The following is a 15,725-nucleotide window of genomic DNA, read 5'->3' on the forward strand; positions in this document are numbered from 1 at the left end:
ACGGCGTAACCTCACCGGCCGGCGCGCGCCAGCCCATGCGTCACCAGCCGGTCGATGACCTCCGGATAGCTGACGCCGCTCGCCGCCATCGCCTTGGCGTACATGCTGATATTGGTGAAGCCCGGAATGGTGTTGAGCTCGTTGATCAGGAAAGTCATGTCCGGCATCAGGAAGAAATCGACGCGGGCCATGCCGTCGCAGCCGAGCGCCCTGAACGCCTTTGCCGCCGTGTCGCGCATGGTTTCCTCCACCTCCGGCGGCAGCTCGGCCGGCACGATCAAGGCAGCGCCGTTCTCGTCGATATATTTGGCGTTGTAGTTGTAGAAGCCGTGGCTCTCCGCAGGCACGATCTCGCCTGGACGCGAGACGAAGAGTTCGCCCGAGGGACTCTCCAGCACGCTGAATTCGATCTCGCGGCCACGAACGAATTCCTCCGCCAGCAGCTTGCTGTCGTGCTGGAACGCCTCCGCGAGGGCCCGGTCAAATTCCTGGCTGGCATTGACCTTGGCGACGCCGACCGACGAGCCCTGCCGCGCCGGCTTGATGAACAGCGGCAGCCCGAGCCGGTCTTCCAGTTCGGCAAGCGAAAGCACCGCGCCCTCGTCGATCGTCACCGACCGTGCGACGGGCACTCCCGCCGCCTTCAGCAGCCGCTTGGCGATGTCCTTGTCGAGCGCCGTAGCGGAGCCGAGGATGCCGCAGCCGGCGAGCGGCACGCGCGCCACCTCGGCCAGTCCCTGCACCGCGCCGTCCTCGCCATGCAGGCCGTGCAGCACCGGAAACAAGATATCTATGGCGGGCAGGTCGTGGGGTGCGCGGCCGGTAGGGATCGCGAGCATCCGCCCATGCCCGCCCGGCACCAGGCAGAGCTGCGTGCCAACCGACGGCGTCGCCAGCGCGCCGTTCTCGAAGCTGCTCAGCAGCCACAGTCCTTCGCGCGTGACGAAGATCGGAACGGCATCGTATTTCGCCGGGTCAAGCGCGGCCATGACGTTGGCCGCCGAAAGCAGCGACACCTCATGCTCGGCGGAGCGTCCGCCGAACAGCACACCGATACGAAGTCTTTTTGCGGGCATCGACAACTCCACCAATGATCAGGGTTGGAGCTCGCATGCGAAACACCAGCTAATCCCCTTCAGCCCTTCCAGTAGTATGGAAGGATTGGAGTGGGACTTTGACCGGTTGAAGCAGTTTTTCAGCAGAAGCTGCGAAACGGTTTTCTCCTGGGAAACGCTTCAACACGAAGAGGCAGTTCATCGTTGTGAGAGCGATGAACCGCTCTGACAGCGTCCTCACCGCAGCGCCGCCGCGATGTTGCCGCCGTCGACGGTGGTCACATCGGCCGTGGTACGTTCGGCCAGCGCCTGGTGCAGGAAGGCCTGCGCCACGTCGTCGGCCGTCACTTCCTGCCCGAGCAGATTGCCGGACATGTATTCCTTCTCCGACACGCCGCGCGCGCCGGAACGGCTGGCGATCATGGCGTCGGTGAGAAGGCCGGAGCGGATGCGGTCGGCGTTGACCGCGTTGGAGCGGATCCCATAGGCGCCGTAATCCAGGGCGTACTGGCGCGACAGGAACAGGGTCGCCGCCTTCGGGATGCCGTAGGCGCCGAATTTCGGGCCAGGATTGATCGCCTGCTTCGAGGTATTGAAGAGCAGCACGCCGCCCGTGCCCTGTTCCAGCATGATGCGCACCGCGTTCTGCGCCGCCGACTGGTGGGCGAAGAAATTGAGCTCGAAGCTCTTGCGCAAAGTGGCGTCGTCGAGCTCGCCGATACGGCCTTCCCAGGCGGCTCCCGCGTTCGAGACCAGAATGTCGACGCCGCCATAGACCGCGATCGCCTTGTCGAAGGCGGCGCGCATCTCGGCCGGCTTGGTGATGTCGGCGCCGACGCCGATCGAGTTGTTGCCGGCAGCCTTGGCCGCGTCCGCGGCTTTATCGGCGTCGAGATCGACAAGGACGGCATGCGCGCCATTGGCGGCGAACAGCTTTGCCGTCGCGGCGCCGATGGCGCCGGCACCGCCGGTGATCAGAACCACCTGGCCGGTCAGCGGCTTCGGCTTGTTGGAGGCAAGCTTGGCCTGCTCCAGCGACCAGTATTCGAGCGGAAAGAGATCGGCCTTGGAGAGCGGATGGAAATTGCCGATAGCCTCGGCGCCGCGCACCGCCTCGATCCACATCTCGCCGACATCGGAGGCGATCCTGGCATCCTTCAGCGTGCGGCCATGGCCGAACATGCCGAGACCCGGCACCAGCGTCAGGCGCGGCATCGGGTCGAGCATGGTGCGCTTGACGTCGTCGAGCGCGTCATTGGTCTCGAAATAGGCGGTGTAGTCCTTGACGAACACCTCGACATGGCTGCGCACCACGGCCTTGTAGTCGCCGAGCTTGTCAGCGTCCGGCGCCGGCACCGCCATCGGCCCGGTCTTGATGCGGATCGACAAATCGGGCGTCGACACGCCGCGGCCGGCCAACTCCACGATCTTGGCCGAATTGATGAAATCGACGATAGCGTCCGAAGTGCGGAAGTCGCTGATCATGCGATCGAAGCGGCCTTCGCCGCGCGCCACGGCAACCGCGCCACGCAGCGTCGGCGCGATGTCGCTCGGCTTGGCGAGCTTTGCGGGCAGCGCCGCCTTGGCCGCCCGCGGCTTGCCGTTCCTGGCGACATACTCCTCGGCGACATTCACATAATGGATCATGCGGTCATAGGCCTGCTTGGCATCGTCGCCGAAGGTGAAGATGCCGTGCTTGTCGAGGATCAAACCCTCGACGCTCGGGTCGGCGTCGAACACTTCCGCCGCCACCTTGGCGAGGTCGAAACCCGGCTTGATATAGGGCACGTAACCTAGTCTGTCGCCGAACACGGCCTTGATCAGCGGCTTGCTGTTTTCCTGGTCGACGATGGCCAGGATCGCGGTCGAATGCGTGTGGTCGACGAATTTGTGCGGCAGGAAGGCGTGCAGCAGCGTTTCGACCGACGGGTTGGGGGAGGACGGATCGATCAGGTTGGAGCGCTGCAGCGCCACCATGTCCTCGTCGGAAAGCTTGTCCAGCGCGCGCGCCTTGAGCAGCGCGCCCATCTTCACCGCCGGCAGGCCTTGCGGCTCGATGACGGCCATGTCCCAGCCGCTGCCCTTGACGCAGAGCACGTCCCATTCGTCGCCGAGGAGATCGGTGGCCTTGGTCTTGCAGGACGTGTTGCCGCCGCCATGCAGCACCAGCCTCGGCTCGCCGCCGAGCAGGCGGGTCGTGTAGACGCGCAGCGCAAGGTCGCCGCCGACGCCCTTCTTGGCGTAGTCGGCAACCATCTTCTCCGCGTCGGCGTCGTTCCAAAGGTTCTTCATGTCGTTGCGTCCGATACTCGTCTTTTTGCTCATGAACAGAAAGCCGCGACGCCTTTATGACAGAAGCGGCGAGGGTGGTTTCTAAGAGGCCTTCTTGGTTGCCGCCTCGGCGTATTGGAGCAGGCGCTCGGCCATATGCGCGCCGATCACCAGATGCGTGCAGAGCCCGCCGGCGATGGCCGCAAGCAGCGGCTCGAACTTCGTATCTTCCTGCACCACCATCAGCCGCTTCTCGATGGCGCGCAGCGAGGCGAGCGCGGCGGAGATGACGCGCCGGTTGTAGCTGCAGTCGAGCACCTCGCCCCTGGCGTCGATGATCTGCCCGGCGATGACGCCGGCCGCACCCTGGCTGCGCAGCGCCTCCATCTCGGCCGGCGCCAGCGCGCCACATTTCACCAGATGGCTGTCGGCGTCGACCGCGCCGACGGAATAGAGCGCCAGATCGCAGTCGGCGATGCCGGCGAGCTGGTCGCGGATCACCGGCTCGGCGCGCAGGCTCTTCGCCAGCTCTTCCGTCGACAGCACCAGCGGCGCATAGAAGTTCAGGCCCTTGGCGTTGAGCCGTCGCGCGATCTCCATCGTGCACTGGTCGGGCCGATAGGAATAGGGCGCGCCGAGATTGCCGCAGAGCTGCACCACGGTGACATCCTGCAGGTCGGCGAAGGACATGATGTCGGCTATGGTGTAAACGGTGCGGCCCCAGGCGACGCCGATGCGGTCGCCCTTCTTCACCAGCTCGAGAAAGACGCTGGCCGCGAGCACCGCGATGTCGGTTGAGGGATCGGCGAGATAGGCATTTTCGGGCGCGATCCAGACGGCGTCGAGCCCGAAGGCGTCTTCAACCTTGCGTGCCATGACATCGTCGGTGAAGAGCTGCGTCGAGGTCGTGATGTTGACGATGCCGGTCTCGCGCGCCTTGCGCAGATACATGGCGACCGAGGCCCGCGAAATGTTGAGCTGGCTCGCCACTTCGTCCTGGCGAAGGCCATGCGCATAGTAAAGCCAGGCGGCCTTGTGGATGAGCTGTTCTGCCGGTCTGATCGCCATGCCGCCTCCCTGGCTGACATTAGTCACGGCTCTCGACAAAAGTCAAACCTGAGTGAGCGGAGGCGTTTACCTGTCGGCACGGCTCAGCGTGGATCGCCGTTCTGTCAAGCGACCGGATCATAGCATTTTCAGCTATTCGGAGGGATAGCGTGACAGCGGGCCTGAGGTTAGAAGGTTCGAAAAGAACTTTGGGGAGAACGGGATGGCCAATCCCTACGAACAGGATCTCGACAGGAACGCCGCCAATTACCAGCCGCTGACGCCACTCACTTACCTTGAGCGCACGGCCAAGACCTATCCCGACCATGTCGCTATCATCCATGGCAGCCAGCGCATCACCTATCGCGAGTTCTGGTGCCGCTCGCTGAAGCTTGCCTCGGCGCTTGCGCGGCACGGCATCGGCAAGGGCGACACGGTGACAGTGATGCTCTCCAACACGCCGCCGATGCTGGAAGCGCATTTCGGCGTGCCGATGGTGAAGGCGGTGTTGCATTCCCTGAATACCCGCCTCGACGCCGCCATCATCGCCTTTCAGCTCGATCATGCCGACTCGAAGGTGCTGATCGTCGACCGCGAATTCTCGGGCGTGGTCAAGGAGGCCTTGGCGTTGGCCAAGGCCAAGCCATTGATCATCGACTATGATGATCCCGATTATGCCGCCGATGCTCCCTACCCGAAGGGCGAGCGGATCGGCGTGCTCGACTATGAGGACTTCGTCGCCGCGGGCGACGAGGCGTTCGCATGGTCGATGCCGGACGACGAATGGGACGCCATCTCGCTCAACTACACGTCCGGCACCACCGGCAACCCGAAGGGCGTCGTCTACCATCATCGTGGTGCCGCCCTGATGGCCTACACCAACACCATCCATGCCGGCATGGCCAGGCACGCGGTCTATCTGTGGACGCTGCCGATGTTTCACTGCAACGGCTGGTGTTTCCCCTGGACACTTGCCGTCCAGGCCGGCACCCATGTCTGCCTGCGCTGGGTGCGGGCGGAGCCGATATATGACGCGATCGCCGATCACGGCGTGACCCATCTGTGCGGCGCGCCGATCGTCATGTCGGTGCTGATCAACGCGAAGGACGAGGACAAGCGCCAGTTCCCGCAGACCGTGACCTTCAACACCGCCGCCGCGCCGCCGCCGGAAGCTGTGCTTGCCGGCATGGCCGACGCCGGCTTTGCCGTCACCCATCTCTACGGCCTGACCGAGACCTACGGCCCGGCCGTCGTCAACGAATGGCACAATGAGTGGGACGCGCTGGAGAAGGGGCCGAGGACGGCGAAGAAAGCGCGCCAGGGCGTGCGCTATGCCGCGCTGGAAGGGCTGACGATCATGGACCCCGAGACGATGGCGGAGACGCCGGCCGACGGCGAGACCATTGGCGAGGTCATGTTCCGCGGCAACATCGTCATGAAGGGCTATCTGAAGAACCGGAAGGCGACCGACGAGGCCTTCGCCGGCGGCTGGTTCCATTCCGGCGACCTCGGCGTCATGCACCCCGACGGCTATATCCAGCTGAAGGACCGCTCCAAGGACATCATCATCTCGGGCGGCGAGAACATCTCCTCCATCGAGGTCGAGGACGCGCTCTACAAGCATTCGTCGGTTGCCTCCTGCGGCGTCGTTGCGCGCGCGGACGAGAAATGGGGCGAGGTGCCGGTCGCTTATGTCGAATTGAAGCCGGGCAAGAGCGCGACCGAAGCCGAGATCATCGAGCATTGCCGGGGGCTGCTGGCGCGTTTCAAGGTGCCCAAGGCGGTGGTGTTTGCGGAAATCCCGAAGACGTCCACGGGCAAGATCCAGAAGTTCAGGTTGAGGGAAATGGCGAAGGGGGCGTAGTACGCTCCTCCCGCCATGACCGCGACGTCGACAGCTTGCGCTAGCAACTGCGACTTCGTCATCCACGGGCGGAGCAAGGAGCGAAGCGACGTCGCGGAAACCCTAGGATCCATGCCGTGACCATGCGGCCGCGCTCCGGCGGTTGAGAGTAGCCGTCAGCGACGATATCGTCGTAACCTTGATCCGCCTTCGTTCTTCGGCCTACGTCACGGAATGGATCCTCGGGTCTGCGCGCGTCGCTTCGCTCCTTGCTCCGCCCGCGGATGACGACGCCTCCGGCGCCAATGGCTAATCGTCAACGCCGGCCCTCGCAACTGTCACCATCTGTCACCAATTATACGCGTACGTCGATTTCGCGTTGACTCCTCGATGCTTTCGTTTTACGACTAACGAAAATTGAAATTCGTCACTCGTCAAACCGAAAGCGCCATGTCCGAAGCCGCTAACATCGTGGCAGACCCCACCAGACAGGAGAATGTGACCCGCATTCTCGACTGCGCCGAGCGGCTGTTCCGTCACTATGGCTACGGCAAGACCAACGTCGCCGACATCGCCCGCGAGCTCGGCATGTCGCCGGCCAACATCTATCGTTTCTTTGCCTCCAAGGTCGAAATCCACCAGGCCGTCTGCGGCCGCATGCTCGGCGCCAGCTACAAGATGGCCTATGAGATCATGCACCTGCCGATCAGCGCCGAGGAACGGCTGCGGCGCTACATCCATGCCCAGTACAAGATGACGCTGGAGGTCATGCTCGACCAGGAGAAGGTGCATGAGATGGTCATCGTCGCGCTGGAACGCGACTGGGGCGTCATCGACAAGCATGTCAACAGCATCCACGACCTCTTCGCCGAAGTGATCCGCGAGGGCATCGAGGCCGGCGAGTTCAGGGAACAGGATCCCGAGACGGCCTCGCGCTGCTTCGGCGCCGCGACCATCATTCTATGCCATCCGCAGATGGTGGCGCAGTGCCTTGCAAAGACCAACCGGGCGATGCCCGACGAACTTATCGACTACGCCATCAGAGCCTTGAAATAGAAGCCGCCCGCCGGGTGCGGTCGACGATCATCTCCAGTTCGGGAGTGCTAAGGTGTCTTTGTCCAATTCCATCCTCCGCAAGCTGCCGGCCGCCGGCCTCCCAACCGCCGCCGTTATCGCAGCAGTGCTTGGCCTTGCCGGCTGCAGCCAGGAGAAGGCCGAGGTCGTCCAGGAGGTCGTCCGGCCGGTCAAGGTGGTCGAGATCGGCGAGGCGCAGACCACCCGTCAGCTTGACTATTCCGGTTCGGTGCGCGCCCGCACCGAGATGAATCTCGGCTTCCGCATCGCCGGCAAGGTCACCGAGCGCCTGGTCGACATCGGTCAGCACGTGGATGAGGGCGACGTGCTCGCCCGCATCGATCCGGCCGATTACGAATTGTCGGTGAAGAGCGCCGCGGCCAGCCTCGACGCGGCCGAGCGCCAGGTCGAGACCGTCGACCTTGCCAGGAAGCGCGCCGAGCAACTCTATGCCAAGAATTTCGCGCCGAAGTCGCAGCTCGACCAGGCGCGGCTGACCTACGACCAGGCCGTGGCGACCCGCGACGCCGCTCGTTCGACTCTGGCCCAGGCGCAGAACCAGGTTCAATACGCCGATCTGAAAGCCAGCAGGAACGGCATCGTCACCGCCATCTCCGCCGATGTCGGCCAGGTGGTCGCCGCCGGCACGCCGGTGATGACCGTCGCGGTCGACGGCGAGAAGGAAGTGTCCATCGCGGTGCCGGAGATGGATATCGCCGGCTTCAAGCCTGGCAAGGAGGTCAAGGCGAGCTTCTGGTCTGACGAAGGGCTCACCCTTGACGGCAAGGTCCGCGAGGTCGCCGGCAGCGCCGATCCGCAGTCGCGCACCTTCGCCGTCCGGGTCTCGCTGCCCAACGATCCCCGCGTGCTGCTCGGCATGACCGCCAATGTCCAGGCGATCGTCGGCAGCAAGGCTGAGCTCGTCTCGATCCCGCTCACCGCGATGACCGAAAAGGACGGCAAGCAGATCGTCTGGACGGTGGACCGCGCCTCCGACACCGTGCATCCGCGCCCGATCAAGGTCGCCAACTTCACCGCCGACGGCGTCACCGTGGCCGACGGCCTGAAACAGGGCGATGTCGTGGTCGCGGCAGGCACCCAGTTCATGACCGAAAACCTGAAGGTCAAGCTTTCCGGCGACGCCCAGCAATCCGCCTCGGCGGCAGAGGATGTCGCAACCACCGGCAGCCTGCACTAGCCAGGCGTAACAGACGCCTTTCCCGCTCTCGCTGCTTCGAGCCGCGAGCCGGGGAAGGGCATGGGTTCCGGGCGGCGAACACCCGATCGCGGGATGCCGGCATGTTGGCTCCCCCCGCGGCAGTGCCGCGTCCAGCGCGATTTGCGAGTCTCTCTCCGCTTGAGGGTCTCGCCGCCCGGAAACCCGACCGAGAATTCACGGGCAATGCCAGCTATGCATTGCCGGCCAATTGGACTGGACTTGCGCCATGACCACCACGACCGACAGCAGCACTGAAAAGCGCCCCTTCAATCTCTCGCGCTGGGCGATCGGACATCCGAGCATCGCGCGCTTCCTGTTCGGGTTGATCATCCTGGCCGGCGCGATGGGCCTGATGCGCATGGGCCAGAAGGAAGACCCGGACTTCACCTTCCGCATCATGGTGGTGCAGGCGATCTGGCCCGGCGCCTCGATCCAGGACATGGAGGACCAGGTCGTCAACAAGATCGAGCGCAAGCTGCAGGAAACGCCGCATCTCGATTTCGTGCGCTCCTACACGCGTGCCGGCAGCACCATCATCATGCTGCAGGTGAAAGGCGACACCAATGCCGAGGAGGTGAAGGACGCCTTCTATCAGGTGCGCAAGAAGGTCGGCGACATTTCCAATGAGTTGCCGCAAGGCCTGCTCGGTCCGTATTTCAACGACGAGTTCGGCGACACCTTCATCACCTTGCATTCGATCAGCGGCGACGGCTTCACCTATCCGGAGCTGAAGAAGTTCGCCATCCAGGCGCGCGATATGCTGCTGACGACGCCCGGCGTCGAAAAGGCCGTCATCATCGGCGACCAGCCGGAGAAGATCTATATCGACGTCTCGTCCAAGGCGCTGGCCGAGCGCGGCCTGACCATCGTCGACTTGCAGAACGCCGTGAAGGGGCAGAACGCTGTCGATCCGGCGGGCTCGGTCGACACCGGCCTGCGCTCGGTGCGCATCTCGGTCGAGGGCGACGTCACCAAGGCCGCGGACATCCGCGAGCTCAGGCTGCGCTCCGGCAACCAGGTGACGCGTCTCGGCGATATCGCCACCGTCTCGTCCGGTCTCGAAGACCCTTATGAGCGCAAATACCGTTTCAACGGCCATGAGAGCGTCCAGGTCGGCGTCGTCATGGCCAAGGGTTTCAACGTCAGGGACGTCGGCAAGGATGTCGAGGCGACCTACCAGCGCTTCGAGGCCGGGCTGCCCTACGGCGTTTCGGTCGACCAGATCTCGGATCAGCCGGAGGTGGTCAAGGACGCGGTGAGCGAATTCATGGAAGCGCTCGGCGAAGCGCTGCTCATCGTGCTCGCCGTGTCGCTGCTGTCGATCGGCTGGCGCTCGGGCCTGGTGATCGCCATCGCCATCCCGCTGGTTCTGGCCGCCACCTTCGCCATCATGTACGAGATCGGCATCGACCTGCAGCGCATCTCGCTCGGCGCTTTGATCATCGCGCTCGGTCTCCTGGTTGACGACGCCATGATCGTCGTCGAGATGATGGAACGAAAGCTCGAGGAAGGGCTGGTCAAGATCGAGGCGGCGAGCTTCGCCTATACATCGACCGCCTTCCCGATGCTCACTGGAACGCTGATCACCACGGCGGGCTTCATCCCGGTCGGCTTCGCGGCATCCACTGCCGGCGAATATGTGCGCACGCTGTTCTATGTCGTCGGCATCGCGCTGATCGTGTCGTGGTTCGTCGCGGTCTATTTCACGCCGTGGCTGGGCTACATGATCCTCAAGCAGCGCAAGCATGCCGGCACCCACCACGATGTCTTCGACACTGGCTTCTACCGCCGCCTGCGGGCGACGGTCGCCTGGGCCGTGCGCCACCGCATCATCGTTCTGGTGATGACCCTGGTCACCTTCGCCACCAGCCTGTGGGCCTTCCAGTTCATCCCGCAGAATTTCTTCCCGCAATCCTCGCGTCCGGAAATCCTCGTCGATCTCTGGCTGCCGGAAGGCACCTCGATCAAGGAGGTCGAGAACCAGGCCAAGGCGCTGGAAGCGAAAATGATGGACGATCCCGACAAGCGCTTCATCGCCACCTATATCGGCGAAGGTGCCCCGCGCTTCTTCCTGCCCCTCGACCAGCAGCTCAGGAATCCCAACTTCGCCCAGCTCCTGGTGATGGCCAAGGACGAGCCGGCGCGCGAGCGGCTGATCGTCAAGATGCGCGGCATCCTCGCCAAGGACTTCCCCTCGATCCGCGGCAAGGTCGACCGCCTGTTCCTTGGACCGCCGACGGGCTGGCCCGTGCAGATGCGCATCATGGGTCCGGACCGCAAGGAGGTGCGCCGCATCGCCGACGAGGTGAAGGCGAAGTTCCAGGCCAACCCGCTGCTCGGCGCCATCCATGACGATTGGCTGGAAACGGTGCCGGCAATGAAGCTGGTGATCGACCAGGATCGTGCTCGCGCCCTTGGCGTAACCTCGCAGCGCATCCGCCAGGTGCTGCAGGCCACCATGTCCGGCGCGGCGCTCGACGACTTCCGCGACGGCGAGGAGACGGTGTCGATCGTCGCCCGCGAGCCGGAGGCGACCCGCCATCTCCTGTCTACGGTCGACTCCGTCTACATCCCAACCGACTTCGGCGGCTCGGTGCCGCTCTCGCAGGTGGCCAAGGTCGTGCCGGTCATGGAGCAGGGCGTCGAATGGCGACGCGACCGCCTGCCGACGATCAGCGTGCGCGCCACGTTGCCGGACGGCGTGCAGTCGAACGACGTCGTCACCAAGATGTACAACGACATGAAGGACCTGCGCGCCGGCCTAGCGCCCGGCTACAAGATCGAGATCCAGGGCGGCGCCGAGGATTCGGCCGAGAGCCAGGCTTCGATCGCCGCCAAGGCGCCGATCATGCTGGCCATCATCGTCGTGCTGCTGATGGTCCAGCTGCAGCATTTCGGCAAGTCGATGCTGGTGCTCGCCACAGGTCCGCTCGGCATCATCGGCGCCGCCGCGGCGCTGCTGATCAGCGGCGCGCCCTTCGGCTTCGTCGCCATCCTCGGCGTCATCGCGCTGCTCGGCATCATCATGCGCAACTCGATCATCCTGGTCGACCAGATCGATCAGGACATCGCGGCAGGCATGGACCGATCGGAAGCGATCGTGGGTGCGGCGGTGCGCCGCTTCCGGCCGATCATGCTGACGGCGCTGACCGCCGTGCTGGCGCTGATCCCGATCTCGCGCGCCGTCTTCTGGGGACCGCTCGCCTACGCCATGATGGGCGGCATCCTGGTCGCGACCGTGCTCACCATCCTGGTGCTGCCGGCCGGCTACGCGCTGTTCTTCGGCCGTGCGCCGAAGAAGGCCAAGACCGACGAGCAGGCGCCGGAGCCGGAGAAGATCGAAGGCATCGAACGGCCGCAGCTGGCACTGGCCGCGGAATAATGCATGATCCCGAAAAGTGCATAGCGGTTTTTGCTGCGCTGACCTTCGGTTCAAAAGAGATCATGCTCCAACGATAAGGTGGCAACCTTGGATCATCCGCCATCGGCGAAAGCCGGTGGCGGATGATCCGCATAAAGGCCAGCCGGGCGAAAATGCTCCGCGGCAGGGCTTCGGCAAAACAGAATTCCTTTTCAGCGGCGCGATGCAGGCCGATCCTGCGCTAATATCGGAGCGGCAACGCTCGTCATCGCTGGATCATTCCTCATGTCAGAAAAACGGCAATTGCGGCTCGGCGCCTTCATGCGCCCCGTCAGTCTTCACACCGGCGCCTGGCGTTACCCGGGCGCTTATCCCGACGCCAACTTCAACTTCGCGCATCTCAAGCGTTTCGCGCAGACGCTCGAGGCGGCCAAGTTCGACGCCTTCTTCATGGCCGATCATCTGGCGGTGCTCAACATGCCGATCGAGGCGCTGCGGCGCAGCCACACGGTAACGTCCTTCGAGCCGTTCACGCTGCTCTCGGCGCTTGCCGCCGTCACCGACCACATCGGCCTGGTCGCCACCGCTTCGACCACCTTCGACGCGCCCTATCACATCGCCCGCCGCTTCGCCTCGCTCGACCATATCAGCGGCGGACGCGCCGGCTGGAACATCGTCACCACGTCCAATCCCGACGCGGCGCTGAATTTCGGCCTCGACGAGCATGTCGAGCATGACGAGCGCTACCACCGGGCGCGCGAGTTCTACGATGTCGTTACCGGGTTGTGGGACAGTTTTGCCGACGACGCCTTCATCCGCGATGCGGAGAGCGGGCTCTATTTCGATCCGGCGAAACTCCATGTGCTCGACCACAAGGGCGAGCATCTGTCGGTGCGAGGGCCACTCAACATCGCCAGGCCGGTGCAGGGCTGGCCGGTCATCGTCCAGGCCGGCGCGTCTGACGTCGGACGCCAACTGGCCGCCGAGACGGCGGAGGTGATCTTCGCTGCGCCGCCCGACCTGGCATCCGGCCAGCGCTTCCTTGCCGACGTGAAAGGCCGAGCGGAAAAACTTGGCCGCGCGCGCGAGGACATCAAGATCCTGCCCGGCGCCTTCGTCATCGTCGGCGACAGTGTCGAGGAGGCGCGGGCCAAGCGCGCGAAGCTCGACAGCCTCGTCTATTACGAGAGCGGCATCGCCTCGCTGTCGATCGCGCTCGGCCACGACGCGTCCGGTTTCGATCCGGACGGACCGTTGCCGGACATTTCGGAGACCAATGCCTCGAAGAGCAGCCGCGAACGCGTCATTGAACTGGCGCGCAGTGAAAACCTGACCGTTCGCCAGCTAGCGCAGCGGCTCGGCGGCTATTCCGGACTGGCTTTCGTTGGTACCCCGAAAACCATCGCCGACGAGATGGAGGAATGGCTGCTCACCGACGGTTCCGATGGCTTCAATGTCATGTTCCCCTATCTGCCCGCCGGGCTCGACGACTTCGCCGAGAAGGTGGTGCCCGAGCTGCAACGTCGCGGGATCTTCAGGCGCGACTATGAAGGATCGACGCTGCGCGAGAATCTCGGCCTGAAGCGGCCGCCGAACCGGTTCTTTGAAGAGGAGGGCCGTCCGTAAGGCCGGCTGATCTCTGCTTCGACCAACTCGCAAAAGAAAACGGGCGCGCCGAGGCGCGCCCGTTTCGTTCGGGTTGCCACGTCAGATGACGAACACCCAGTTGGCGATCAGCATCACGATCACGCCGGCGGCGAGCGTCAGATAGGGCAGCATGCCCGCCTTCTTGACCGAGAGGTCGGCCCCCGCCATGCCGAGATCGGCCATCATATGGTCGGGGAATTTGCCGCCATCCTGGATGTAATGGCGGAAGCAGAACACCGGGATGATCAAGGCAGCCGTGATCAGGCCGGCCCACAGCGCCATCGGGTTCCAGACCTTGGCGCCGGCGCCCATGAAGATCGCGTTGACATAGGCGAAGATGGCGCCGATGCCGAGCAGCCAGGTCGGCGCCCGCCACGGCCGCGTGATGTGGCCGTTGTCGATGCGGTGGATCCAGCCGGCATTGAGGTTGAGGAAGTTGAAGATGATATAGCCGCAGTTCGACACGGCGAGGATGAAGAAGAAGCTCGTCGCATCGGCCGAGGCGATGGCCAGCACGATCAGGTTGAAGATCAGGTCGGTCCACATCGCCCGCGTCGGCGCGCCGTGCTCGTTGACATGGCTGAGATAGCGCGGCAGCCAACCGTCGACCGAGCCCTGGTAGAGCGTGCGCGAGGAGCCAGCCATCGCCGTCATGATGCAGAGCACCAGCGCCAGGATCATCAGCATGACCAGCAGGCTGTGGATCAGCTTGCCGCCGCCGACCATGCCGGCCAGCGCGTCGGCGACGCCCGAGCCGTCGACGATCGGCGTCGCAAGCATGCCGTTCAGGCCCAGAACGCCCTGGAAGGTGAAGGGCACCAGGATGAACAACAGCATGCAGAGCAGGCCGGAATAGAAGATCGCCTTGAACGTGTCGGTGCCGGGGTTCTTGAACTCCGACGTGTAGCAGACCGCGGTCTCGAAGCCGTAGGTCGACCATGCGGCGATGAACATGCCGCCCAGCACGAGTGTCCAGCCGGCGATGTTCCACGACCCGGGGTCGGGCGCATAGGCCGCCGCCAGCGGCACCAGCGGCGAGAAGTTGGCGTAGTCGATCTGGCCGGTGATGATCGGCACCACGCCGACGATCAGCATCGGGATGATGACCAGCAGGCCGATATATTTCTGCACATTGGCCGTGCCGAGGATGCCGCGATGCTGGATGGCGAAGATGACCAGCATCAGCACCGCCCCTATGAAGAAGGTGGCGTTGAGCGTGAAGGAGACGGGTCCCAGCGTATGGCCCCACAGCGTCCAGGTGCGGATCGCCGGCGTCGCGGCGGCCGTCACCGCCGCGATGGCGTCGGCAGGGGCCGTCCCCGCATGCGCGGCGATATAGGCGACGACCTCCGGCGAGGTCTCGGAGAAGACCGGGATCGGTGCCAGGGCGTTGAGGATATAGGCGGCGGCGATGGAGCAGCCGAGCGACAGCACCGGCGACCAGGCGAACCAGTTGCACCACACCGACAGCGGCGCGATGAATTTCGAATAGCGCAGCCAGGCGGTAGCGCCGTAGATCGAGGCGCCGCCCGACTTGTTCGGGAACAGGCCGGCAATCTCCGCATAGGTGAAGGATTGCAGGAAACCCATGATCATGGACACCGTCCAGATCAGGAAGGCCAGGGTTCCAGTCGTGCCGGCAATGCCGCCGATCGAGAACAGGACCAGCGCCGGAACGCCGCTCGCCACCCAGAAGGCGCCACGCCAGTCGATATGCCTGAGCAGCTTGCTTTCGGCAGGCTGCTCCAGGGCCGTGCTTATCGTGCTCATATCTTGTGTCTTCCCCTTTTTTCTGTTCCCCGCCGGCGACGCTTCGGCTCTCGCGAAGCTTGCTCCCCGGCCACTATGGCCCAACCGTGGTGTTTCCACTCAGTCGTATTTTTTTCTTTAGAGTGAAGATTGATCCGGCGCGCTTTCGCGTCAAGCGTTTTGTGGATGTCATGCACATCACGCTTGCGAAACATCGGCTCTTTCCTCCTCCCCTTGTGGGGTGAGAAGCGGTCGCGCAGCGAACGAAAAGCCAATTGCTTGGCTTTTCGAGCTTCGAACGCCCTGAGTCTGCGAAGGGCCGGGGGCCGATCCACCTCCCGGTCCCCGCTGCTTCGCAGCGTCCTGGCGTTCGCTGGCATTTCATCGTGCCAGTGGCACGATGAACTCGCCTTCGGGGAACCGGCTGCTCACCCCAAGGGGAGAAGGCAAGGGCTGCCG

At 64.2% G+C, this 15,725-nt stretch carries 9 protein-coding genes; 5 read left to right on the top strand and 4 right to left on the bottom strand.

Annotation, left to right across the window (positions count from 1 at the left end):
• Nucleotides 1-11: 11 nt before the first annotated feature.
• From EJ068_RS24185 to EJ068_RS24195, 3 genes are all read right to left on the bottom strand, one after another.
• Nucleotides 12-1,076: a D-alanine--D-alanine ligase family protein gene (locus EJ068_RS24185; protein ID WP_127251334.1), complete on the bottom strand. Its 1,065-nt coding sequence runs from the start codon at nt 1,074-1,076 to the stop codon at nt 12-14.
• A gap of 216 nt (nt 1,077-1,292) precedes the next feature.
• Nucleotides 1,293-3,347, bottom strand: a complete 2,055-nt coding sequence (locus EJ068_RS24190; RefSeq protein ID WP_127251347.1) for a bifunctional aldolase/short-chain dehydrogenase — start codon at nt 3,345-3,347, stop codon at nt 1,293-1,295.
• Nucleotides 3,348-3,428: 81 nt separating this feature from the next.
• Entirely contained in the window at nt 3,429-4,394 is a 966-nt protein-coding gene (locus tag EJ068_RS24195; RefSeq protein ID WP_127251335.1) for a sugar-binding transcriptional regulator, read from the bottom strand.
• 202 nt (nt 4,395-4,596) lie between these two features.
• Between EJ068_RS24195 and EJ068_RS24200 the strand changes: the two genes are divergently transcribed.
• From EJ068_RS24200 to EJ068_RS24220, 5 genes are all read left to right on the top strand, one after another.
• Nucleotides 4,597-6,237 carry an acyl-CoA synthetase gene (locus EJ068_RS24200; RefSeq protein WP_127251336.1) on the top strand — a complete coding sequence of 547 codons (1,641 nt, stop codon included), beginning with the start codon at nt 4,597-4,599 and terminating at the stop codon, nt 6,235-6,237.
• A gap of 429 nt (nt 6,238-6,666) precedes the next feature.
• The gene (locus EJ068_RS24205; RefSeq protein ID WP_126078682.1) at nt 6,667-7,272 is read left to right on the top strand and encodes a TetR family transcriptional regulator; all 606 of its coding nucleotides are present in this window, start codon (nt 6,667-6,669) and stop codon (nt 7,270-7,272) included.
• Nucleotides 7,273-7,324: 52 nt separating this feature from the next.
• Entirely contained in the window at nt 7,325-8,488 is a 1,164-nt protein-coding gene (locus tag EJ068_RS24210; protein ID WP_127251337.1) for an efflux RND transporter periplasmic adaptor subunit, read from the top strand.
• 247 nt (nt 8,489-8,735) lie between these two features.
• Nucleotides 8,736-11,891, top strand: a complete 3,156-nt coding sequence (locus tag EJ068_RS24215; RefSeq protein ID WP_129554905.1) for an efflux RND transporter permease subunit — start codon at nt 8,736-8,738, stop codon at nt 11,889-11,891.
• Between the two features lie 264 nt (nt 11,892-12,155).
• Entirely contained in the window at nt 12,156-13,496 is a 1,341-nt protein-coding gene (locus EJ068_RS24220) for an LLM class flavin-dependent oxidoreductase (protein WP_127251339.1), read from the top strand.
• An 81-nt stretch (nt 13,497-13,577) separates the two neighbouring features.
• Here the strand turns inward: EJ068_RS24220 and EJ068_RS24225 are convergent, their stop codons facing one another.
• Complete coding sequence (locus tag EJ068_RS24225) at nt 13,578-15,287, bottom strand: APC family permease (RefSeq protein ID WP_127251340.1); 1,710 nt, start codon at nt 15,285-15,287, stop codon at nt 13,578-13,580.
• Between the last annotated feature and the right edge of the window lie 438 nt (nt 15,288-15,725).

The organism is Mesorhizobium sp. M2A.F.Ca.ET.043.02.1.1 (assembly GCF_003952405.1).
In the GTDB taxonomy this organism is placed as follows: Bacteria; Pseudomonadota; Alphaproteobacteria; order Rhizobiales; family Rhizobiaceae; genus Mesorhizobium.

What these genes read in the sequence shown, in the direction of transcription:
- EJ068_RS24185 (WP_127251334.1), bottom strand. Translation starts at nt 1,076, where the DNA reads ATGCCCGCAAAAAGACTTCGTATCGGTGTGCTGTTCGGCGGACGCTCC.
- EJ068_RS24190 (WP_127251347.1), bottom strand. Translation starts at nt 3,347, where the DNA reads ATGAAGAACCTTTGGAACGACGCCGACGCGGAGAAGATGGTTGCCGAC.
- EJ068_RS24195 (WP_127251335.1), bottom strand. Translation starts at nt 4,394, where the DNA reads ATGGCGATCAGACCGGCAGAACAGCTCATCCACAAGGCCGCCTGGCTT.
- EJ068_RS24200 (WP_127251336.1), top strand. Translation starts at nt 4,597, where the DNA reads ATGGCCAATCCCTACGAACAGGATCTCGACAGGAACGCCGCCAATTAC.
- EJ068_RS24205 (WP_126078682.1), top strand. Translation starts at nt 6,667, where the DNA reads ATGTCCGAAGCCGCTAACATCGTGGCAGACCCCACCAGACAGGAGAAT.
- EJ068_RS24215 (WP_129554905.1), top strand. Translation starts at nt 8,736, where the DNA reads ATGACCACCACGACCGACAGCAGCACTGAAAAGCGCCCCTTCAATCTC.
- EJ068_RS24220 (WP_127251339.1), top strand. Translation starts at nt 12,156, where the DNA reads ATGTCAGAAAAACGGCAATTGCGGCTCGGCGCCTTCATGCGCCCCGTC.
- EJ068_RS24225 (WP_127251340.1), bottom strand. Translation starts at nt 15,287, where the DNA reads ATGAGCACGATAAGCACGGCCCTGGAGCAGCCTGCCGAAAGCAAGCTG.